Origin of the sequence: Bartonella sp. W8167 (assembly GCF_016100335.1) — a bacterium.
GTDB lineage: Bacteria > Pseudomonadota > Alphaproteobacteria > Rhizobiales > Rhizobiaceae > Bartonella > Bartonella apis.
Genome location: NZ_JACFSQ010000001.1, coordinates 981,939 through 1,004,180, shown reverse-complemented (window position 1 = coordinate 1,004,180; position 22,242 = coordinate 981,939). Strand labels below are relative to the sequence as shown.

The 22,242-nt window shown below is 46.3% G+C and carries 16 protein-coding genes; 10 read left to right on the top strand and 6 right to left on the bottom strand.

Annotated features, from left to right (window positions below):
• Positions 1-265 precede the first annotated feature (265 nt).
• The 4 genes from rplJ to rpoC all read left to right on the top strand — a co-directional run bounded on the left by rplJ (position 266) and on the right by rpoC (position 10,112).
• Positions 266-784, top strand: a complete 519-nt coding sequence (rplJ, locus tag H3V12_RS04075) for a 50S ribosomal protein L10 (RefSeq protein WP_075870850.1) — start codon at positions 266-268, stop codon at positions 782-784.
• Between the two features lie 99 nt (positions 785-883).
• Positions 884-1,255, top strand: a complete 372-nt coding sequence (gene rplL, locus H3V12_RS04070; RefSeq protein ID WP_075870849.1) for a 50S ribosomal protein L7/L12 — start codon at positions 884-886, stop codon at positions 1,253-1,255.
• 359 nt (positions 1,256-1,614) lie between these two features.
• Complete coding sequence (rpoB, locus tag H3V12_RS04065) at positions 1,615-5,754, top strand: DNA-directed RNA polymerase subunit beta (RefSeq protein ID WP_198212961.1); 4,140 nt, start codon at positions 1,615-1,617, stop codon at positions 5,752-5,754.
• A gap of 149 nt (positions 5,755-5,903) precedes the next feature.
• On the top strand, positions 5,904-10,112 hold the full coding sequence (gene rpoC / locus H3V12_RS04060; protein ID WP_075916908.1) for a DNA-directed RNA polymerase subunit beta': 4,209 nt from the start codon (positions 5,904-5,906) through the stop codon (positions 10,110-10,112).
• A 106-nt stretch (positions 10,113-10,218) separates the two neighbouring features.
• Here the strand turns inward: rpoC and H3V12_RS04055 are convergent, their stop codons facing one another.
• Entirely contained in the window at positions 10,219-10,605 is a 387-nt protein-coding gene (locus H3V12_RS04055) for a VOC family protein (RefSeq protein ID WP_198213788.1), read from the bottom strand.
• A 656-nt stretch (positions 10,606-11,261) separates the two neighbouring features.
• A complete protein-coding gene (locus H3V12_RS04050; RefSeq protein WP_075914326.1) occupies positions 11,262-12,572 on the bottom strand; it encodes an MFS transporter in 1,311 nt (436 codons plus the stop codon).
• A 183-nt stretch (positions 12,573-12,755) separates the two neighbouring features.
• Here H3V12_RS04050 and lhgO point away from each other — a divergent pair, with 183 nt between their 5' ends.
• On the top strand, positions 12,756-13,955 hold the full coding sequence (gene lhgO / locus H3V12_RS04045; protein ID WP_075870902.1) for an L-2-hydroxyglutarate oxidase: 1,200 nt from the start codon (positions 12,756-12,758) through the stop codon (positions 13,953-13,955).
• Positions 13,956-14,266: 311 nt separating this feature from the next.
• Positions 14,267-15,070: a FadR/GntR family transcriptional regulator gene (locus tag H3V12_RS04040; RefSeq protein WP_198212959.1), complete on the top strand. Its 804-nt coding sequence runs from the start codon at positions 14,267-14,269 to the stop codon at positions 15,068-15,070.
• Positions 15,071-15,104: 34 nt separating this feature from the next.
• Here H3V12_RS04040 and H3V12_RS04035 read toward each other — a convergent pair whose 3' ends face one another.
• Positions 15,105-15,491, bottom strand: coding sequence for a hypothetical protein (locus H3V12_RS04035; RefSeq protein WP_198212957.1), 387 nt, complete (start codon positions 15,489-15,491; stop codon positions 15,105-15,107).
• 421 nt (positions 15,492-15,912) lie between these two features.
• On the opposite strand from H3V12_RS04035, the gene H3V12_RS04030 reads away from it, so the two are divergent.
• On the top strand, positions 15,913-16,299 hold the full coding sequence (locus tag H3V12_RS04030; RefSeq protein WP_198213786.1) for a MerR family DNA-binding transcriptional regulator: 387 nt from the start codon (positions 15,913-15,915) through the stop codon (positions 16,297-16,299).
• 43 nt (positions 16,300-16,342) lie between these two features.
• Here the strand turns inward: H3V12_RS04030 and H3V12_RS04025 are convergent, their stop codons facing one another.
• The gene (locus H3V12_RS04025) at positions 16,343-17,311 is read right to left on the bottom strand and encodes a heparan-alpha-glucosaminide N-acetyltransferase (RefSeq protein ID WP_198212955.1); all 969 of its coding nucleotides are present in this window, start codon (positions 17,309-17,311) and stop codon (positions 16,343-16,345) included.
• A 96-nt stretch (positions 17,312-17,407) separates the two neighbouring features.
• Between H3V12_RS04025 and H3V12_RS04020 the strand changes: the two genes are divergently transcribed.
• The 3 genes from H3V12_RS04020 (at position 17,408) to H3V12_RS04010 (ending at position 20,265) form a co-directional block, all read left to right on the top strand.
• Positions 17,408-18,085 (top strand): nitroreductase, encoded by a 678-nt coding sequence (locus H3V12_RS04020; protein WP_198212953.1) that lies wholly within the window; start codon positions 17,408-17,410, stop codon positions 18,083-18,085.
• Between the two features lie 340 nt (positions 18,086-18,425).
• A complete protein-coding gene (locus H3V12_RS04015) occupies positions 18,426-19,823 on the top strand; it encodes an L-serine ammonia-lyase (RefSeq protein WP_198212952.1) in 1,398 nt (465 codons plus the stop codon).
• Positions 19,824-19,833: 10 nt separating this feature from the next.
• Positions 19,834-20,265: a DUF1489 family protein gene (locus H3V12_RS04010; protein WP_198212950.1), complete on the top strand. Its 432-nt coding sequence runs from the start codon at positions 19,834-19,836 to the stop codon at positions 20,263-20,265.
• A gap of 91 nt (positions 20,266-20,356) precedes the next feature.
• Here H3V12_RS04010 and H3V12_RS04005 read toward each other — a convergent pair whose 3' ends face one another.
• Together H3V12_RS04005 and H3V12_RS04000 are read right to left on the bottom strand one after the other, a co-directional pair.
• On the bottom strand, positions 20,357-20,632 hold the full coding sequence (locus H3V12_RS04005; RefSeq protein ID WP_198212948.1) for a hypothetical protein: 276 nt from the start codon (positions 20,630-20,632) through the stop codon (positions 20,357-20,359).
• A 35-nt stretch (positions 20,633-20,667) separates the two neighbouring features.
• Positions 20,668-22,134, bottom strand: coding sequence for a D-alanyl-D-alanine carboxypeptidase (locus H3V12_RS04000; RefSeq protein WP_198212946.1), 1,467 nt, complete (start codon positions 22,132-22,134; stop codon positions 20,668-20,670).
• Positions 22,135-22,242 lie beyond the last annotated feature (108 nt).

Genomic DNA, 22,242 nt, shown 5'->3' with positions numbered 1-22,242 from the left:
AGCCCGGGTCATACCGGGGAAACCCGGAATGTCCTGTCCGAGATTGTGGGCGACACATTGAGTGTCTTAATAGAATTCGAGCCTGCATGAGACTGGGGTAATGACCTGGATGTTTTTAAGACTAAAAGGTTTGAACCAGCGTTGCCTTTGAGTGCTTTGAAAGCATGAAAAAGGGGACAGGATCCTCACTGATGATAGGAATGGTTCCTATTGTCGAAGGCAACCCGACGGGTTTTTAAATAAACCTGTTAAATGGAGAGAGACAGTGGATAGAGCGGAAAAACGCGAATTCGTCACATGGCTCAATGGGGCTTTAAAAGAGTCCGGTTCTGTCGTTGTGGCTCACTATTCCGGTCTGACAGTTTCACAAATGAACGAACTCCGTTCCAAAATGAGTGAAGCTGGCGGTTCCGTAAAAGTCGCAAAAAACCGTCTTGCCAAGATCGCTCTTAAAGGCACGGATTCGGAATCAATTTCAGGTTTGTTCACCGGACAGACGTTGATTGCGTATTCTTCGGATCCGGTGACAGCACCGAAAATTGCTGTCGAATTTTCTAAAGCTAATGACAAACTTGTCATTCTTGGCGGTGCAATGGGTACCACCAACTTGAACGCGGATGCTGTGAAGTCTTTGGCTTCATTGCCGTCGCTCGACGAGTTGCGTGCAAAACTGGTTGGAATGATTTCCACGCCGGCTACTCGCATTGCTCAAGTTGTCAAAGCACCTGCTGGTCAGGTTGCACGTGTCATTGGCGCATATGCCCGCAAGAGCGAAGCGGCTTAAGGCTGTTTCGCAAACCGATATTCGAAAAGGATAAAAATCGTTTTCAGTCGGTTCGCTGTTAAACAATTGGTTAAACCTTTTATTTGAAGGAATATAAAAATGGCTGATCTCGCAAAGATCGTAGAAGACCTTTCCAACCTCACCGTTTTGGAAGCTGCAGAGCTTTCCAAGATGCTCGAAGAAAAATGGGGCGTTTCTGCTGCTGCTCCTGTAGCAGTTGCTGCTGCTGCCGGTGCTGCTGCTCCTGCTGCTGAAGAAAAGACCGAATTTGACGTTATTCTTGTTGCTGGCGGTGCCCAGAAGATCAACGTCATCAAGGAAGTTCGCGGCATCACCGGTCTTGGCCTTAAAGAAGCCAAGGATTTGGTTGAGGGTGCTCCGAAGCCCGTTAAAGAGGGTGTTTCGAAAGACGAAGCCCAGAAGCTTAAAGAACAGCTTGAAAAAGCTGGTGCCAAGGTTGAACTTAAATAAGTTCGATAAACCGGTGGGGTTTTCCCACCGGTTCCACCCTTTAAGAGAGTGGAAATAAAACGAGTGAATTGAACCCTTTTCCTGACAGTTCGGTGGCTGTCAGGAAACGGGTTTAAACCGTTCAGGGACATGACAGTAGAATTAACGATTGGATGGTTAATCGTCGGTCTTTGAGAAAACAAGGCGCTCCGGTTGCATGGGGGTTGCCAATCTCCGTCCGGCTTTTCGGGTGGTAGATTTAAAATGAGTAAGATGTAGGTCATTTTTGATCTACTTGAACTGGTCTGCTTTATGCAGATTGATGATGTATTGCTCGTAAGGAGTGAAAGCTCCTGAAAGGCGCAAATCGAGGAGCGACGATGGCTCAGACCCTTTCATTTAATGGTCGCAGGCGCGTACGCAAGGTATTCGGAAAGATTCCCGAAGTGGCCAAGATGCCGAACCTTATAGAGGTTCAGAAAGCATCATATGACCAGTTCCTGATGGTTGATGAACCAGAAGGCGGAAGAAAAGACGAAGGCTTGCAAGCTGTATTTAAGTCGGTGTTTCCGATAACGGATTTTTCGGGTGCATCCATGCTCGAATTCGTCCGTTACGAATTCGATCCACCGAAGTTCGACGTTGAAGAATGTCGGCAGCGCGATCTGACTTATGCGGCACCTCTTAAGGTGACGTTACGTTTGATCGTGTTTGATATTGATGAAGATACCGGTTCCAAGGATATCAAAGATATCAAAGAACAGGATGTCTATATGGGCGATATGCCTCTTATGACAGATAACGGTACCTTTATTGTCAATGGCACGGAACGTGTTATTGTCTCGCAGATGCACCGTTCACCGGGTGTATTTTTCGACCACGATAAAGGAAAATCCCATTCTTCCGGTAAACTGTTGTTTGCCGCACGTATTATTCCGTATCGTGGTTCCTGGCTCGATATCGAATTCGATGCCAAGGATATCGTTTATGCCCGTATTGATCGGCGCCGCAAAATACCGGTTACGAGTATTTTGATGGCACTTGGTATGGATGGACAGGAAATCCTGTCAACATTCTACAACACGGTCACTTTCAAGCGTGTAAAAGATGGCTGGCGCATTCCTTATTCGGTAGAACGTTACAAAGGAATGAAGTTGCTTGCCGATCTTGTTGATGCCGATACCGGAGAAGTTGTTGCCCAAGCGGGCAAGAAACTTACGGCTCGTGCAGCAAAAATGCTTGCCGAAAAAGGCCTGAAAGAGATTAAGGCTACCGAAGACGATCTTTATGGTTCTTATCTGGCAGAAGATATCGTCAACTATCAAACCGGTGAAATCTATCTCGAAGCCGGCGATGAAATTGACGAAAAAACGCTTCAGGTTTTGCTTGACCAGAACGTTGACGAAATCAATGTTCTTGATATTGATCACGTCAATATCGGTGCTTACATCCGCAACACGCTTGCTGCCGATAAAAATCAGAGTAGGCAGGATGCTCTGTTTGATATTTATCGTGTTATGCGCCCTGGCGAACCGCCCACACTTGAAACAGCCGAAGCGATGTTCAATTCGCTGTTTTTCGATCCGGAACGCTATGATCTTTCGGCCGTTGGTCGCGTAAAGATGAATATGCGTCTTGATCTTGATTGCCCGGATACGATCCGTATTTTGCGGAAAGAAGATATTCTGGCAGTCGTCAAGACACTTGTTGAATTGCGTGATGGTCGTGGTGAAATCGACGATATCGATAACCTCGGTAACCGGCGTGTCCGTGCTGTCGGCGAATTGATGGAAAACCAGTATCGCATCGGTCTGTTGAGGATGGAACGTGCCATTAAGGAGCGTATGTCTTCTATCGAGATCGACACGGTTATGCCTCAGGATCTGATCAATGCCAAACCTGCTGCAGCGGCTGTACGTGAATTCTTCGGTTCATCCCAGTTGTCGCAGTTTATGGATCAGACCAACCCGCTTTCGGAAATCACCCATAAGCGGCGTCTGTCCGCATTGGGGCCTGGTGGTCTGACACGTGAGCGTGCCGGTTTTGAAGTCCGCGACGTGCACCCGACCCATTACGGTCGTATCTGCCCGATCGAAACACCGGAAGGTCCGAATATCGGTCTTATCAACTCGCTTGCAACATTTGCCCGTGTCAACAAATATGGATTTATCGAAAGTCCATATCGCAAGATCATTGATGGCAAAGTTACCCGCGAAGTTGTCTATCTATCGGCAATGGAAGAGTCGAAGCACTATGTTGCACAGGCAAACTCAAGCCTGACTGATGATGGTAAATTCGTTGATGAATTCGTCGTTTGTCGTCATGCAAATGAAGTGTTGATGGCTCCGCGTGAAAACATCGATCTCATGGACGTTTCGCCTAAGCAGCTGGTTTCTGTTGCAGCAGCGCTTATTCCGTTCCTTGAAAATGACGATGCGAACCGTGCTTTGATGGGCTCTAACATGCAACGTCAGGCTGTGCCTCTGGTTCGCGCCGAAGCACCGTTTGTCGGAACCGGTATGGAACCGATTGTTGCCCGTGACTCCGGTGCAGCAATTGCAGCCAAACGTGGCGGTATTGTTGATCAGGTTGATGCAACGCGTATTGTTATTCGTGCAACGCAGGATCTTGATCCGACAAAGTCGGGCGTTGATATTTATCGTTTGCATAAATTCCAACGTTCCAACCAGTCGACTTGTATCAACCAACGTCCTTTGGTTCGTGTTGGCGACCACATCGAGAAGGGCGATATCATTGCTGACGGTCCTTCGACCGATCTTGGTGACTTGGCTCTTGGACGTAACGTTCTCGTCGCTTTCATGCCATGGAACGGCTATAACTATGAAGATGCTGTTCTGTTGTCCGAACGGATGGTTGCAGAAGACGTATTTACCTCGATCCATATTGAGGAATATGAAGTCTCTGCACGTGATACAAAGCTAGGACCGGAAGAGATTACACGTGATATTCCTAATGTTTCGGAAGAAGCACTGAAGAATCTTGATGAAGCCGGCATTGTTTATATCGGTGCCGAAGTTCAACCTGGTGATATTCTTGTTGGTAAAATCACGCCGAAGGGTGAAAGCCCGATGACACCTGAAGAAAAACTCTTGCGAGCCATCTTCGGTGAAAAGGCTTCCGATGTTCGTGATACGTCAATGCGTATGCCTCCGGGGGCTTTTGGTACAGTCGTCGAAGTTCGTGTTTTTAATCGCCACGGCGTTGAAAAAGATGAGCGTGCTATGGCCATTGAACGTGAGGAAATCGAACGTTTAGCCAAGGATCGTGATGACGAACAATCCATTCTGGATCGCAGCGTTTATGCACGCCTTATCGATATGCTGAATGGAAAAACAGCTATTGAAGGGCCTAAGGGCTTCAAGAAAGGCACCAGCCTTAATGAAGCTGTCATGAATGAATTTCCGCGTTCCCAATGGTGGCAATTTGCCGTCGAGGATGAAAAGCTCCAGGGCGAGATAGAAGCATTGCGCAAGCAATACGACGAATCCAAGGATGCTCTTCAACGTCGCTTCATGGACAAGGTCGAAAAAGTCCAGCGTGGTGACGAGATGCCTCCCGGGGTCATGAAAATGGTCAAGGTTTTTGTCGCGGTTAAGCGCAAAATCCAACCGGGTGACAAGATGGCAGGCCGCCATGGTAACAAGGGTGTTGTTTCGCGCATTTTGCCGATTGAAGACATGCCGTTCCTTGCTGATGGTACACACGCTGATATCGTGTTGAACCCTCTGGGTGTTCCGAGCCGCATGAATGTCGGGCAAATTCTTGAAACCCACCTTGGTTGGGCTTGTGCCGGCATTGGTAAGCAGATTGGCGAATTGTTGGATGCTTATCGTAAAGGCGGCGATATCAAGCCGTTGCGTAAACGTATCGAGGATATTATCCCCGATAATGACCGTAACGAGCCGATCCGCGATTACGACGATCCGAGCATTGTTCGCCTTGCTGACCAGATGAGCCATGGTGTGTCGATTTCGACTCCGGTCTTCGATGGTGCACACGATGCTGATATCAACAATATGTTGAAAGAAGCAGGACTTGCAACTTCAGGACAGGTTCAGTTGTTTGACGGCCGTACCGGTGAACCTTTCGATCGTCAGGTGACAGTGGGCTATATTTATATGCTTAAACTGCACCATCTGGTCGACGACAAGATTCACGCCCGTTCGATTGGTCCGTACTCGCTTGTTACCCAGCAGCCGTTGGGTGGTAAAGCACAGTTCGGTGGTCAACGTTTCGGTGAAATGGAAGTCTGGGCACTGGAAGCTTACGGTGCCGCTTACACCTTGCAGGAAATGCTGACAGTGAAGTCGGATGATGTGGCTGGACGTACCAAAGTTTACGAAGCGATTGTTCGTGGCGATGATACGTTTGAAGCCGGCATACCGGAAAGCTTCAACGTTCTGGTTAAGGAAATGCGGTCTCTTGGGCTCAATGTCGAGCTCGATGATACTCGTGAATTATTGGCTCAGCAGCAAAACTTGCCGGATGCAGCCGAGTAATCGAGAGGGTGCGCCCGAAAGGGGCGCACCTCTATTGGCTTTTGTTAAGCCTAACCAAATAGATTTCTATTGAGATAGGTTTTTGTTCATCAATTGGCAAAATCGACTATCGCAACGGGTTTTTAGTAAAACCCCTGAAGGAGAACGGCATGAACCAAGAGGTCATGAATCTTTTCAATCCTCAGGCGCCTACACAGACGTTTGATTCCATCAGGATATCAATCGCCAGCCCTGAGAAGATTCTGTCCTGGTCTTATGGCGAAATCAAAAAGCCGGAGACCATTAACTACCGTACGTTCAAGCCAGAACGTGACGGGCTTTTCTGCGCGCGTATTTTCGGGCCGATTAAAGACTATGAATGTCTGTGCGGCAAGTACAAGCGCATGAAGTATAAAGGCATTATTTGCGAAAAATGCGGAGTTGAAGTTACCCTTTCACGTGTTCGTCGTGAACGTATGGGGCATATCGAACTCGCTGCTCCTGTCGCACATATATGGTTTTTGAAATCGCTGCCTAGCCGCATCGGTACGCTTCTTGATATGACCCTCAAGGATATCGAGCGCGTTCTTTATTTTGAAAACTATATTGTTACCGAACCGGGTTTGACCTCGCTCAAGATGCATCAGCTTCTTTCCGAAGAAGAATATATGATGGCTGTCGACGAGTTCGGTCCCGATCAGTTTACTGCTTTGATCGGTGCCGAAGCTATTTATGAGCTGCTCGCCGCGATGGATTTGCAGAAAATTGCTGCGGATTTGCGTGCCGAACTGGCAGAGACGACATCAGACCTGAAAATCAAGAAATTGATGAAGCGTTTGAAAATCGTTGAGAACTTCATTGAATCGGGAAATCGTCCGGAATGGATGATTATGAAAGTTATTCCGGTTATTCCGCCGGATTTACGTCCGTTGGTTCCGTTGGATGGTGGCCGTTTTGCGACTTCCGACCTGAATGACCTTTATCGCCGTGTGATCAACCGTAACAACCGTTTGAAACGTCTGATCGAGCTTCGTGCTCCCGGCATCATCGTACGCAATGAAAAGCGTATGTTGCAGGAAGCTGTTGATGCTCTGTTTGATAACGGTCGTCGCGGTCGTGTGATTACGGGTGCCAACAAACGTCCGCTGAAATCTCTGTCGGATATGCTGAAAGGAAAGCAAGGGCGCTTCCGCCAGAACTTGCTCGGCAAGCGTGTCGACTATTCAGGCCGTTCGGTTATTGTTACCGGACCTGAACTGAAATTGCATCAGTGTGGCCTGCCGAAGAAAATGGCTTTGGAACTGTTCAAGCCGTTTATCTACGCACGCCTTGACGCAAAGGGTTATTCCTCAACTGTCAAACAGGCTAAAAAGCTCGTTGAAAAAGAACGTCCGGAAGTATGGGATATTCTCGAAGAAGTTATTCGTGAGCATCCAATTCTTTTGAATCGCGCTCCGACCTTGCACCGCTTGGGCATTCAAGCTTTTGAACCAACCCTCATCGAAGGCAAAGCAATCCAGCTTCATCCGCTGGTTTGTACGGCATTTAACGCCGATTTCGACGGCGACCAAATGGCCGTTCACGTTCCACTGTCGCTTGAAGCCCAGCTTGAAGCGCGCGTTTTGATGATGTCGACAAACAATATTCTGCATCCGGCTAACGGCGCGCCGATTATTGTTCCTTCACAAGACATGGTTCTCGGTCTTTATTACCTGTCGATTGTCTGCGAACATGAACCGGGCGAGGGGATGGCTTTTGGTGACATGGGTGAATTGCAGCACGCTTTGGATAGCAAAGTAGTGACGCTTCACACAAAGATCAAAGGCCGTGTCAAGAGCCTCGACGCGGATGGTAATGTTGTGTCCAAAATATACGATACAACACCGGGTCGCCTTATCATTGGCGAAACTTTGCCGAAGAATCCGAATATCAAATTCGACATTGTCAATCAGGAAATGACTAAAAAGAACATTTCCAAGATGATTGACCATGTTTATCGTCACTGCGGGCAAAAAGAGACTGTCATGTTCTGCGATCGCATCATGTCTCTCGGTTTTGCCAATGCTTGTCGTGCCGGTATTTCGTTCGGCAAGGACGATATGGTTATTCCGGAAAGCAAAGCAAAACTGGTTCAGGAAACCGAGGCTTTGGCCAAGGAATATGAACAGCAATATAATGATGGTCTCATTACGCAGGGCGAGAAGTATAACAAAGTTGTCGATGCATGGGGTAAATGCACCGATCGCGTCGCTGACGAGATGATGAAACGTATTCAGGCGGTTGAATTCGATCCTGTAACAGGACGTCAAAAACCGATGAATTCGATTTATATGATGTCCCACTCCGGTGCTCGTGGCTCGCCGAACCAGATGAAGCAGTTGGGTGGTATGCGCGGATTGATGGCAAAGCCTTCGGGCGAAATCATCGAAACGCCGATCATCTCCAACTTCAAGGAAGGTTTGACCGTGAACGAGTACTTTAACTCGACACACGGTGCCCGTAAGGGACTTGCCGATACAGCTTTGAAGACTGCGAACTCCGGTTATTTGACCCGTCGTCTTGTCGACGTTGCACAAGACGCCATTATCTCCGAGGTCGATTGCGGAACAGATAAAGGCTTGACAATGCAGGCCATCGTCGATGCCGGTCAGGTTGTCGCCTCTCTCGGTCAACGTATCCTTGGTCGTACCGCGCTTCATGATATTATTCATCCGACCACGGGTGAAGTTATTGTTGAAGGTGGCCGCATGATCGAGGAAGCCGATGTTGCCAAGATTGAAGCTGCCGGCATCCAGTCTGTCCAGATCCGTTCGGCTCTGACTTGCGAAACCCGTGTTGGCGTTTGCGCCAAGTGCTATGGTCGTGATTTGGCACGTGGTACACCGGTTAATCAGGGTGAAGCGGTTGGCGTCATTGCGGCTCAGTCGATTGGTGAACCTGGTACACAGCTGACAATGCGTACATTCCACTTGGGCGGTACCGCACAGGTTGTTGATACCTCTTATCTGGAAGCATCCTATGAAGGTAAGGTCGAGTTACGCAATCGTAAGGTTGTTCGCAATTCGGAAGGCCATCTGGTCGTTATGGGTCGTAATATGGCCATTCTTATCAAGGATGAAAACGGCAAGGAACGCGCTTCACACCGCATTACCTATGGTGCTCGCATCTTTGTTGACGATGGTGACATCGTTAAACGCGGGCAACGTATTGCCGAGTGGGATCCGTATACCCGTCCGATCATGACCGAAGTTGAAGGTTATATCGGGTTCGAAGATATGGTTGACGGTCTATCTGTTACAGAAACGACCGATGAATCGACCGGTATTACCAAACGTCAGGTTATCGACTGGCGTGCTAACCCGCGCGGTGCAGATCTGAAGCCGGCCATTGTTATCTATTCTGATAAGAAAGGCAGCAAGATCGCCAAGCTTTCCAAGGGAGGCGATGCCCGCTACATGATGTCTGTGGAGACCGTTCTTTCGGTTGAACCGGGCGCTCATGTGAAGGCTGGTGACGTCATTGGTCGTTTGCCGATGGAAAGCGCCAAGACCAAGGATATTACCGGTGGTCTTCCGCGTGTCGCCGAGCTCTTTGAGGCCCGTCGTCCGAAGGATCATGCCATTATTGCAGAAATTGATGGCACCATCCGCTTCGGGCGCGACTATAAGAATAAACGGCGTATCACAATCGAACCGAATGACGACACGGTTGAACCGGTGGAATACCTCATTCCGAAGGGTAAACCGTTCCATCTGCAGGATGGTGACCAGATTGAAAAGGGTGATTACATCCTTGACGGTAATCCGGCACCTCATGATATTCTGGCAATCAATGGCGTTGAAGCCTTGGCTTCTTATCTCGTCAACGAGATTCAGTCAGTTTATCGTCTCCAGGGCGTCGTGATTAACGATAAGCATATCGAAGTTATCGTTCGTCAAATGCTGCAGAAGGTCGAAATTACCGATTCAGGTGATTCAAGTTATATTCCGGGTGACAATGTTGACCGGATAGAGCTTCAGGAGGTCAATGACCGGCTTATTGAAGAAGGTAAGAAACCGGCAAGCGGTAACCCCGTTCTGCTGGGTATTACCAAAGCTTCGTTGCAGACGCCGTCATTTATCTCGGCGGCATCTTTCCAGGAAACAACACGCGTGCTTACCGAAGCCGCTGTTGCCGGAAAGATCGATACGTTGCAGGGCTTGAAGGAGAACGTCATCGTCGGTCGCCTTATCCCGGCCGGTACCGGTGGCACAATTGCCCAAATCCGTCGTATTGCCACAGCTCGTGACGATCTCATCGTTGACGAACATCGCAAGGCAAGTGGTGGCGAAAAAGCAAATGCCATGTTGTCCGACATGACACGCCCGGCCGCTGAATAAGCTCATATTAAAATAAATAAAAAGCCCGGTTTTTGCCGGGCTTTTTTATTTTGGCATTTGAAACAAATAAGCGATTGCACCGCTTTTCAGATTTTAATGTAGATATTTATTGTAGATATTCTGAAATCTCGATAAAATTCAGATCCGGATCACGCACATAAACCGAACGTATTTTTCCTTTTGCACCGGTTCGCTCGACTGGACCTTCAACAATAGGGCAGTTGTTCTTTTTCAGGTGAGTAATGACTTCATCGATAGGAAGTTTTGATATGAAACAAAGGTCCAAACTACCTGGGACGGGCAGGTGAGCCTTGGGTTCATACTCTTTGCCATATTGATGCAGATTGATCTTCTGATTGCCGAAGCGGAGTGCAAAACGATTTTCCCCGAAAACTTCGAGCTTAAGCTCCAGAATTTCCGTGTAAAAACGCTTGGTTGCTTCGAGATCGAAACAAGTCATCACGATATGATCAATGTGATCTATGAACATAATGGGCCTTCGGTAAATTTGAAAATAGATAACAATGAATAAAATTGTTTCAGACGTTTTAGAAATATTACAATCTATTGTTTCAAGAAACATAAATTCGGTGTTTAAAATCTTTTACGAGTGGAAAATTTAGCGCTCGAAACGATGTAATGAATTGGAAAATTAAATATTTATATGGAAAATTGTATCTTTCACCTTCAAAAGAATGATTGAGTAACCGAAATAAATCGTTAAAAAAAGAACCTGAATTAATGGAAATTTTGACTGGAACCAATTGCAACAATTTTCCCTTCGGTTTTCCTGTACTTTTGCTACCCGAAAACGGTCGTTGTTTAATAGATAAGCTTGCGGGTGCTGGTTTCACGAGTGTTACTAGTAAAACGGTAAACGCATATCTTGCTAAAATTTGCGTGGCTTAGGGGCGTTTGAACAGTAATTGGCGTCATTCTCGCGGATGACCACCACTATATATATCGTTAAAAGTTCAATCATTTCGGAAATTCAAAGCGAAATAGTGATCTGTCGTCGCGAGGTTGAAAATCGTCGCATGGGTTGCGATTGGTTAAGTTTTGTCCCCGTCGGTATAGCTGCAATTAATGCTATTATGGGGACAGAACTTCCAAAAACGGATATCTGATGAAACTCTTTGCCGGAAAACGCTAGTTCTTGAACTTGGTGTATCGTTTCCCTTGATCGCAAAGAACGGCGACGACGACAATGATCGCCGAGCACATTAAAATTAAAGACACTGCGGATGTAGAATTGTTCGGTGAAGCTGCGACGAGCCCCAAGGCGCTCATTGGTGCCAAACCGCCTGCAATTGCTGTTCCGAGTTCACGACCCGTTCCGACGCCTGTGGACCTGGTTTCGACAGGAAATTGACGGCTTAAAAATGATCCTTGCGGCGCAAACATCATCGGCGCCAGGATACCTGTAGCGATAGCAAGTGCAAGGTAGATCAGAAGGTGATTGCCGCTTTCAAGCAACATCATGAAGGGATAAGCAAAGGCAATAGAGAGAATACCACCAGTAGCCAAAACAGCTTTGCTACTCCAACGATCGCATAACCAGCCGAATGCAGGAACGGAAAAAATGGCTATGAAGCTTGCAATTGTTATCGAAAGTGATGTGGTTTTCGCACTTACATGCTGATATTCGACAAGGTAAGCGAGTGAAAAAGTTTTAAAAATATAACTTAATGCATTGTATCCGATAGCTACGAAAAAGACGACTAAGAGACCTTTGTAACTATATTTGAATACGTCTTTTAAAGGCGTGTTGTGTTGGGTGTGTTCCTTTTTCATATCAACGAATTCGGGTGTTTCAGGTAATTGACTGCGAACCCATAAGCCGACAAAAACGAGTACAATCGACAACAGAAAGGGTATTCGCCACCCACCGGAGAGTAGAAAATCATCACCATGAATAGTTAGTATAAAGATAATTCCCGAAGATAGAAGAAGCCCGAGATTTAATCCTAAAGCGGGCCAGGCACCTTGCCTTCCACGTCTGGTCTTCGAAGCGTGTTCATATGAGGTTACAGCCGCTCCCGCCAATTCTGCACCGGCTCCAAGCCCTTGAATAATTCTTATTGCAACAAGTAGAACCGCACTCCAGATGCCCAACTTTTCATAAGACGGGATGAGACCAATCAGGGCGGTACATGTTCCCATCATACAAAATGTCACAAATAACATTTGTTTACGACCGTAACGATCTCCGAAATATCCAAAGAACATACCGCCGATTGGCCGAGCAAGAAAACCGATCGCAAAAGTGGCAAACGCTTTCAATGTGGCTGATTGTGTGTCTGAACTGTCGAAAAATACACGGCCGAATACGATTGATGCCATAGTTGCATACAGATAGAAATCATACCATTCCAACATCGACCCGACGATTGTGGCTGTCGCAACTTTTCTATTGCGCTTTTTTGCTTCAACTTCCGTTTCACCGATTATTACACTCATCTCAAGCTCCTCCCATACCGCGAACGTTGTCCTCTAGCGTGTGAATGGTATGCGCTGATGTAAAACGACCACTCAACTTTATCGCGATTAATATTGCCAGTTATCATGTTGTATGATAACTTGACAAGTCAATTTGATAATTATCAAAATGGAAAATCCGGTCAATTTTTCGGGAGGAAACAAGTGGCAGTTTATGATTTTTGTGTTGTCGGTGCTGGAATTGTCGGTTTGTCGACCGCTATGCAGTTATTGCAAAAATATCCGCAAAAGAAACTCGTCCTCATTGAGAAGGAGGAGGGGCCGGCATTCCATCAAACCGGGCATAATAGCGGGGTCATTCATGCAGGCGTGTATTACGCTCCTGGCAGTTTAAAAGCGCAATTTTGTAAAGAGGGATTGGCAGCGACTATCGCTTTTTGCAAGTCGCATGATGTCCGTTTTGAACAATGCGGTAAACTGATTGTTGCTACCAACCCGATAGAACTCGAACGGCTTGATGCACTCGAACAACGAGCAACTAAAAACGGTTTAAATCTCGAAAGAGTGGACAAGGGATGGATAAAGGAAAACGAACCATCTATTTCGGGTGTAAGCGGGTTGCTTGTTAAGGATACCGGTATTGTTGACTATCCCGGTATGTGTAAAGCAATGGCGAATGAAATTATTCGTTTGGGGGGAGAAATTCGCTACAATACGGCATGTTTGGCTATAGCAGAAAAAACCGATTGTGTCGTTGTAGGCAGTTCTTCCGGAACTATAGAAGCTCGATATCTCATTGTCTGTGGTGGACTGCAGGCGGATCGCCTCGCCAAAATGGCGGGTTTGAAGATAGATTTCCAGATTATCCCTTTTCGTGGAGACTATTTTCGTTTGTCATCGCGCTTAAAAAATTTGCCCAAACATCTTATTTATCCGGTACCTGATCCCGACCTTCCTTTTTTGGGGGTTCATCTAACAAGAATGATTAATGGTGCTACTACTGTCGGGCCCAACGCATGTTTGGCACTGGCACGCGAGAAATATTCCCGATTTGCTTTCAATTTTAAAGACGCCCTATCAATGGTGTCTTTTGCCGGTCTCTGGCACGTATTGTGGAACAATAGAAAGTCGGCTTTTTCCGAGCTGGAAAGCAGTTTTATGCCGAAACAATATCTCAAGTTGTGTCAGAAATACTGTCCCGAACTGAAAATTGAGGATTTGCAGCCTTATCCTTCAGGTATAAGGGCTCAAGCAGTTTTGTCCAATGGAGAAATGGTCCACGACTTCTTGATAAGACAGACAGCACGTATGATACATATTTGCAATGCACCTTCACCAGCAGCTACTGCATCATTACCGATCGGTCGGCACATCGTTTCTCTCGTTGAGAAAATGGATGTTTAAAACGATAAAATTATCTTCATTGAAAGTTTAAGCTCAAAATAAACGAAAGTATTTTGTATAAAAATTTATATTTGAAATATGACAAATATTATTTTTTAATTTCCAAAAAATCAGTTCCATCGCTTGAAATTGAAGGACAATATTGGATGTCGAAATATTTTTATGAAGTTTATTTGGAAAAATTATTGGAAGTAAAAATTCATTGTTGTTGAAATGCTCATTGGAAAAATGGCTAGAGTGAAGTCAATTTCCAGAGTCGTCAGACGGTAAATTCTTGTTTTGTTGAAAAAATTACGTAAATTGGAGTTGCAATGGCTATGTTGCAAGTTCTGGCGGGTGAACCAAAAGAAGAGTTTCGGGTGATGGACAAAAATAATTTAAAAGCCGCTACGACAAACGGCAAATCAAACGATACGACGAATTATCCACCAGTAAGAAGAAGAGCGACATTGGCAGATCAGATCGTTGATGTGTTGCGTTCCCGAATTACGTCCGGAAACTTGGCCGTTGGGGATCAACTGCCGACCGAACAACAACTTTCTGATGGTTTTCAGGTCAGCCGGGCAGTGGTGCGGGAGGCTATTGCACGTTTGAAACAAACAGGACTGATCAGAACACAGCAGGGCCGCGGAGCTTTTGTGATCAAGCCGAATAACTCGGCAGAATTTTTAAAACTCGATTTTCATTCGTGTATAGAACCCTCTCATGTGATGGAGCTAAGGCGTGTCATCGAAGTTGCCGCGGCCAGATTTGCTGCACAAAGACGTACGGATGACGATATTGCCCGTCTTGATCGCGAGATAGCAATTCTGGAAAATGCAGGTAACGATCTTGACCAGCGTGTAGAAGCAGATATTAGGTTCCACCAAGCTATTGCCGTAGCAAGTGGAAATCCGCTTTTTGTACTGGTTTTAGAAAAATTGCACGAAACAATGACGGATTTTTTGAAGCTTGCTCATGGGAACACAAGCAAAGTGGCCGGAGCGTTTCAAGCTGCGGAAAAGGAACATCGGGCAATTGCCGAGGCAATATTGAACGGCGATAAAGATAATGCGGGTAACGCTATGCTAAAACATTTGGAACGGTCGGCTATCAGGCTTTCCATTTTTAAATAATCTAGCTGATTTTTAAATTATATTTTTCATCAGATCAATGATTGTTCTCGTCGTGATCGTGGTCGCCGATCTCTATATTTGCGTCGTCAAGCGTGAGCTCGTGACGTTCGCAAGTTTCATACATCCAGTTGGTAAATTTCACTTTCAAACCGTTGAGAGAATAAAGGTCGGTATAGTAAATCCGGTTTGTGGCCATACACCATGGCACATCTTTTTCGTCGATGCCTGATTGTTTGTGAAGAAGCTCTGTCACATAAGCAATGCCTTCGTCGCAGCTCTTTGTACGACAGTAATTCTTATCTTGCGCAAATGCATAAAGTTCCGAGCGGCCAAGTTGGTTGACAAGGCTATCGAACGATAAAGGAATAGCGGCAATGATAACGACTACGACGATGCCAACGATCCATTTTTTTTTATGCATGATGGCACACCTCAGAAGGAGTGAATGATCAAACTTCGTAATTTTCATACATTAAACGGAATTCTAAACTTGTTGTAGAGCATAATTGCATCACTTTGGTTAAAAACGATGTGCCCATACTCCTATTGCTTGTCAAAAAGCGATCAATATTCACCCCTTTTTACTGATTGGAACAGTGGTCTCACTCGAACTATATATTGGAAAGCCGAAAGTATGATCGGGCATTTATTGCCCGACTGGCACTAGTCGTAAAATTATGACTGCTGTTTTCCGGCCGGAAGTTTTTAGCATATAATTGAACTTTGACGCGGTTTTTTATCGGCACTCTATTGCATCATTGCTTTTGGAAGCTATGGTAGAAGAAAAAGGGAAACATTTTGAGGCTCGACGAATTTACGACAATGCCTTGTCTGGTAAGCATATGCATGAATATTACTCGATAGGTGAACTCACACGGGAGTTTGGGGTAACAACGCGGACATTGCGTTATTATGAAGATCAAGGATTAATCGTTCCGATGCGTCGTGGTCGTACCCGGCTTTACACCGAGCTTGATCGTCATCGTCTTCAACAGATATTCAGGGCCAAGCGACTTAATTTTTCCTTGGCTGAAATTGCCTCGCTGCTCACTGTTACGAATGCGCCGCTTGACGACGCCATTGAAGTGGAGAATGTCCTTCAAGAGATTAAAGAAAAACGTGAGGATTTGCGACAGATGCGCCGTGATATTGATGATTCACTTCACGAGCTCGAGCGGATTGAAGAAATTTGTTTCGAGCGCTTGGCAGAACGTGATGTCAATCGCTAAGTGAACATTGTTTCACCGCGCTTGATCATAAATTTTACCAATGTTATTCCATTTTACCTATAATTCTTCCCCAGCATTCATTGACAGGCTTTTGTAGCCGGTCATCATCCTCGGTTATTTCACCTTTCGAGAAAGCCGGAATAAGGTTCTGTTCCTCTATTTTGTCAAATACGCAGCCACAAAAATTGGTACATAAGCGGTTATCGGGCTGGCTCTGATGACATTCGTTGACACAGGCATTTTCCATTGGTGCTCGCAATGCATCGGGTGAAGGAGGGAAGATGAGAGAAATGCAATATAAAACAGAAAGCAAGATTGGCTGGTGAACGAGATAGAATATCAGACTGTGGCGGCCGATCAGTTGAAGAAATGTGTTGAGCCAATGTGGAGCAATGCCGTTTTGCAAACAGGAAAGCAGGTCAAAACGATAGCAAATGCGTGCGACTGTTAGTCCGAGAAGTGCCGCAGCAAACCACGGAAAAACAGGAACATAGTCGAATGAAGGGCGGGGATAAGTCGAAAGTCCAAGCCACAAAAAATAGGGGGCATTGAATAGATCCGATTTGAACATCAATGGTAAAATTGCAAATATCGCAAGTGCTATAAAATTCAACCAGATTGGAGTGTAGAGAAAAAACAGCCCGATAATGCTTGCGAAAGCGATCTCGTGCAATATACCGAAATAGATAAAGCCTTGCGGCATTATAAAATAGGTAGCAAGTGACACAAGAAATGCAGCAAGAACAATAATAAGCAGACGACGGGAAAATGCCTTAGGATGGAGTTTTTTACCTTGGGCGAGGAACAGACTAAATCCCGAAATAAACAGAAAGCAAAAAGCAACGACGCGGGCGAGTAGACGTAGGCTGCCTTCGGCCGGAATTTGCGGCGCTAAATAGGAAAAATAGCTCAAATCCCAACTGAAATGGTAAATGACCATGCCGAGGAGAGCAAGTCCACGGAAGAGATCAACCTTTTGTAATCGCTTTTTAATCGTTTCAGGCTGGTTCATATTGGCATCCTTTGCTATCTATTTATCATAAAGTTCAAGCTTTGCTTGTCTGAAATAGAGTGGTTTACGCAATTTCCTGTGGGTGAAACGTTTAAAATGGCAAAGATCGAAAACTTTTATGATGTTGTGAAAAGCCGCAAATCAATTCGCGCTTACCTTGAAAAAGATGTCGACCGGAAATTGGTAGAAGAGATACTGGAGTTGTCTTCGCGCGCACCTTCCGGAGCCAATATTCAGGCTTGGCAAGTCATCGTGCTCCATAATGGAGCATTAATAAAGCTTGGTCGGAAACTTTTTGATATGTCGGTCGCAGGAATAAAAGAAGAGCCTGAATATCAATTCTATCCCAAATCATGGCGCGAGCCTTATCTGGCAAGGCGGCGCAAAGTTGGCTGGGATCTTTACCGTTCACTCGGTATAGCACGTGGCGAACGGAGCAAAATCGAACGCCAACAAGCCAGAAATTTTATGTTTTTCGGAGCACCCGTAGGTCTTATTTTTACGATGGATCGCGATATGGAGCTTGGAAGTTGGCTTGACCTTGGAGGTTTTATCCAAACAATCGCGCTTGTTGCCCGCAGTTTTGGCCTTGATAGCTGTATTCAGGCAGCGTTTTCGGAATATCACAAAACAATATCGAAAGAGCTTGATATTTCCCCGGAAAGGCAAATTATTTGCGGACTTGCTTTAGGATATAGGGATGAGAGTGCACCGGAAAACAACTTTCCTACAGAACGCGCGCCTTTGAAGGACTTCGTTCGCTTTATCGAGTGAATTATGTGGCGAGGATACCTTATTCTTAAGTCCGAAAGCTTGTTTGACCGCTAATAAAATTTTGTGGAAAAGAAAATTTTATTAATAATTTTTTATCGTTGTGTATTTCGCATTTCACAGTTATAGCATGCACCATTCACGACATATGTTGGTCATTTCACCGGCTTTGAAGGTGCTTTATGGATGAAATCATCGAAAAATCTTGTTGGAGCATCGCTATTAAAGCAACGATAGCTCTCGTTGCGATTATCCTGATTGTTTATCTGACTGTCGGTTTTTAAAGTAATCTCTTTCATTCAAGGTCACATCACTTTGAATGTTGATGTGTTCGTTTAATCCTATGTTTCTTTCAGTATTTGAACTTTTTAAAATCGGAATAGGCCCGTCGAGCTCTCATACAATGGGCCCAATGACGGCAGCCAATATGTTCCTTGAAGAAATTCTCTCGAATAATTGGCCGAAGCCGACCCATTCTTCAATTGTGCATTTGCGAGCGTCGCTCCACGGGTCACTCGCTTTTACCGGAATAGGTCACGCTACCGATCGGGCGGTTATACTCGGCTTACTCGGCGAAACGCCGTCGACCGTCAATCCCGATGCAATGGACGACCTTGTCCGGTCGGTTCGCGAAAAAAAGGAAGTCCATCCCGAAGGCCATCCCGCTTACCGGTTCGATCCTTCTACAGACTTGGTGTTCGATCGGAAAACACCTCTGCCGGGGCATACAAATGGCCTCGTTTTCGAAGGCCTTGACGAGTTGCAAAATGTTCTTTTGCGTCGCGTTTATTATTCGATCGGTGGCGGTTTTGTTTTGACCGAAGACGAGATAAACCGCGTTGAAATTACCAATACAAGTGACAACCGAGCAGTGCCTTACCCTTTCGCGAGCGCACGCGTTATGTTGGAAATGGCTGCAAAGTCGGGTATGACAATTGCCGAAATGAAACGCGCCAATGAAGAAACGCTTGTATCTCGTGAAAAGCTTGATGAGGGATTAGACAATATATTTTTTGCGATGAAATCATGTGTTGAACGCGGGCTCAGCCATGACGGAGAATTGCCGGGCGGCCTCCATATAAAAAGGAGGGCGAAAAAGCTTTACGAAAAGCTTGTTCATGATAGTAAAAATAACCAGTTAAGCCCTTTGGCTGCAAATGACTGGCTATCAACATATGCCATTGCGGTGAATGAAGAAAATGCCGCAGGAGGGCGTGTCGTGACAGCACCGACAAATGGTTCTGCGGGCGTCATACCTGCTGTGCTCAGCTATTATTTACGTTTTTGTGCAGGGGCGGGAAAGGGCGGCATTCGCGATTTTCTTTTAACAGCCGCGGCGATAGGCGGAATTATTAAATATAACGCCTCGATTTCCGGAGCAGAAGTTGGCTGTCAGGGGGAGGTCGGATCTGCCTCGTCGATGGCGGCAGCCGGCTTGACAGCAGCCTTGGGAGGTACACCGAAGCAGATCGAAAATGCTGCTGAAATCGCGCTCGAACATCATTTGGGAATGACGTGCGATCCTGTTGCAGGTCTCGTTCAGGTACCGTGTATCGAGAGGAACGCTATGGGAGCGGTCAAGGCGGTTACCGCTGCTTCGCTAGCTCTTCACGGTGATGGAAGCCACTTTGTTACATTGGATGCTTGTATCAAAACCATGCGGGAAACCGGTCATGATATGAGCGACAGATATAAAGAAACGAGCAAAGGCGGTCTTGCGGTGAACGTTACAGATTGTTAAATCATACAACATGACGCTTCACATGGTAAAATTATGCGTTGGTTGTTCTTCAATAGAGGAGCTTGCAGCCTGGATCGATTTTCGCTTTGGAGGGTTACGTGCGTCGAGCGAAAAGGAAGAACAATATCATATCACGCGTATGGTACCCAAAAGGATTGACGAACTTCTTGATGGCGGTTCACTCTATTGGGTTATGAAAGGCAATATTCAATGCCGACAAAGATTTTTGGATATACGGCCGTTTACTGATGATGAAGGTGTTCGTCGTTGCAAACTTGTGCTTGAACCGAAAATTGTCCCGACGGAATGGCAGCCAAGGAGGGCATTTCAAGGGTGGCGTTATTTAAAAGCCGACGATGCCCCGAAGGATGAACTCGACAATAGCAAAAATCGCATGCCTGCCGACTTGAAACAGGAGCTTGCCGATTTGGGGCTGTTATAGCCGCGACGCTGTTGTCTTCATCGTATATTTTCGTTCCAGCGGTGCCGGCATTCAAACTGTGCCGGTTTTTTTAATTATAGGCAGAGCATATTCAAATATTGGTAGATCCGAGGCGAAGTTTTACTCCGAATGATCCGCTAGGACTTGCCAAACGAAGGTGAATTCTTACCGGTGGTAATGCCATGCGACGGTTACGCTGGGTCTGGCAGATCAAAAGCCCCAAAAGAGAACGGGTGTTCAAACCGTTCGGGGCAGCTTTAAGGCTGTGCAATTTTAATGCCGCCTGTTGTAGCGACCGTAAAGTGAGGAGAGGGCTTTCAAAACCGTGAGAACGGAAGTTTGACGCCATATCAGTTGCATTTGCCATAGCTCGATTACCTTTTACGCAAAACTCAGACATTGTTATTGTGTTATCGCATAGCAGTTAAAATTTGCTTTCTTTAGAACGGCGCATGCGTCCCAAGCGGATTTTTTTGTATTAAAACCGACAAAACGGGCGCGATAGTAACGTTGCCCGTCTTTGTCGAAGATTTGGGTATAGGGTTTGGCATTCGAAAGGGCGGTGCGTGCGGCATCTGCTGCGCTGGAAAGCATATCGGTTGCCTGTTGCTGGTTAGGTAACGAACCGATCTGGATTGCCCAGCCATTTTGCCCGGAACCTGCGTTCGCAGGAGCCGATGCGGTAATGACCGGATCAATAGCGTTCGGCTCCGTTGATTTTTCTCGAGGTTTCGAAACGACCGCCTGATTGACTTGTTCGACAGCCGGAGCTGTCTTTGCAGAGGTATTGGCGAGCGCAGTCAAAACATCGGAACTTTTTGCAGTACTTTTGACATCCGACGAATTTTTAAGCGTTGCGATTTCATCTGTCTTGACGGCAGTTGTGTCGGATTTTGTAGGAGTTGCTACAGCCTTTGCATTGGCAACAATAACGGGCGCGTCGGCTTTAGCAGCAGGAATCGGAGCTTTATGTGCTTCCGGCAGATCATATTGCGTTGCAGCTATGAGAGGAGCACGCGTTTTTCCGCGACTGGCTTCCGGTAAATAGCGGCGCAAAAGTTCTGCCATATGCACGTCGCGCAAAGCTGACGAACGCCCACCCATGACAACTGCGACGATCGAACGCCCGTCAAGACGCATGGATGTTGCCAGATTTGATCCCGACATGCGTGTGTAACCGGTTTTAATACCATCGACGCCCTTCATATCGCGAACAAGGCGATTGTGTCCGTTGATGGTCTGTCCGCGAAACTGAAAACTTGTCGTCTTGAACCAGTCATACTGTTTCGGAAAATGTTCGCGTAAAGCAAGTGACAAAATGGCCAGATCGCGGGCGGTCGAATAGTTGTTTTCGTCCGGCAGCCCGGAGGCGTTGGCAAAATTGGTATTCATCATACCAAGTCGGCGTGCTTTTGCTGTCATAATCTGGGCAAAACGGGGCTCGGAACCGCCAAGATATTCACCAATTGCTGTTGCGACATCGTTTGCCGATTTTGTTATCAGTGCTTTCGCCGCAAGTTCGGCGGGAATTGTTTGACCGGGCCTGAAACCGATTTTTGTGGGAGGACGCGAGGCCGCGTAAGCAGAAACCGGAATCGGCGTGTTTGGCGTAACGCGACCGGATTGCATCGCTTCGAAAAGCAAATATAGTGTCATCATTTTAGTAAGTGATGCCGGATAGCGCCGGGCGTTACCGTTCACTTCAAACAGTGTTCGTCCGGTATTGGCATCAATTACGATGGCTGCATATTTATCGGCGTAGGCACTTTGCGGAGCAGCGTGTGCTACAGTAACCGAAAAAGAGAATACGAATGTTGCAATGGCGGCTTTTTTTATAAAGTTAGCTACTTTTTGGTAGGCTCTTTGCACTTTTAATAACCCTTGAATTCGCCAAACAGAATTTGCGCCAGAGTTATCCCCTGTCGCCTCGTTTTGCCGAACACTAGTCTGACAGCGTTACCAATTTATTTATAAGGG

Coding starts and splice junctions, on each gene's coding strand:
- rplL (WP_075870849.1), top strand. CDS start 884: ATGGCTGATCTCGCAAAGATCGTAGAAGACCTTTCCAACCTCACCGTT.
- rpoB (WP_198212961.1), top strand. CDS start 1,615: ATGGCTCAGACCCTTTCATTTAATGGTCGCAGGCGCGTACGCAAGGTA.
- rpoC (WP_075916908.1), top strand. CDS start 5,904: ATGAACCAAGAGGTCATGAATCTTTTCAATCCTCAGGCGCCTACACAG.
- H3V12_RS04050 (WP_075914326.1), bottom strand. CDS start 12,572: ATGAGTGTAATAATCGGTGAAACGGAAGTTGAAGCAAAAAAGCGCAAT.
- H3V12_RS04040 (WP_198212959.1), top strand. CDS start 14,267: ATGGCTATGTTGCAAGTTCTGGCGGGTGAACCAAAAGAAGAGTTTCGG.
- H3V12_RS04035 (WP_198212957.1), bottom strand. CDS start 15,491: ATGCATAAAAAAAAATGGATCGTTGGCATCGTCGTAGTCGTTATCATT.
- H3V12_RS04030 (WP_198213786.1), top strand. CDS start 15,913: ATGCATGAATATTACTCGATAGGTGAACTCACACGGGAGTTTGGGGTA.
- H3V12_RS04025 (WP_198212955.1), bottom strand. CDS start 17,311: ATGAACCAGCCTGAAACGATTAAAAAGCGATTACAAAAGGTTGATCTC.
- H3V12_RS04020 (WP_198212953.1), top strand. CDS start 17,408: ATGGCAAAGATCGAAAACTTTTATGATGTTGTGAAAAGCCGCAAATCA.
- H3V12_RS04015 (WP_198212952.1), top strand. CDS start 18,426: ATGTTTCTTTCAGTATTTGAACTTTTTAAAATCGGAATAGGCCCGTCG.
- H3V12_RS04010 (WP_198212950.1), top strand. CDS start 19,834: ATGACGCTTCACATGGTAAAATTATGCGTTGGTTGTTCTTCAATAGAG.
- H3V12_RS04005 (WP_198212948.1), bottom strand. CDS start 20,632: ATGGCAAATGCAACTGATATGGCGTCAAACTTCCGTTCTCACGGTTTT.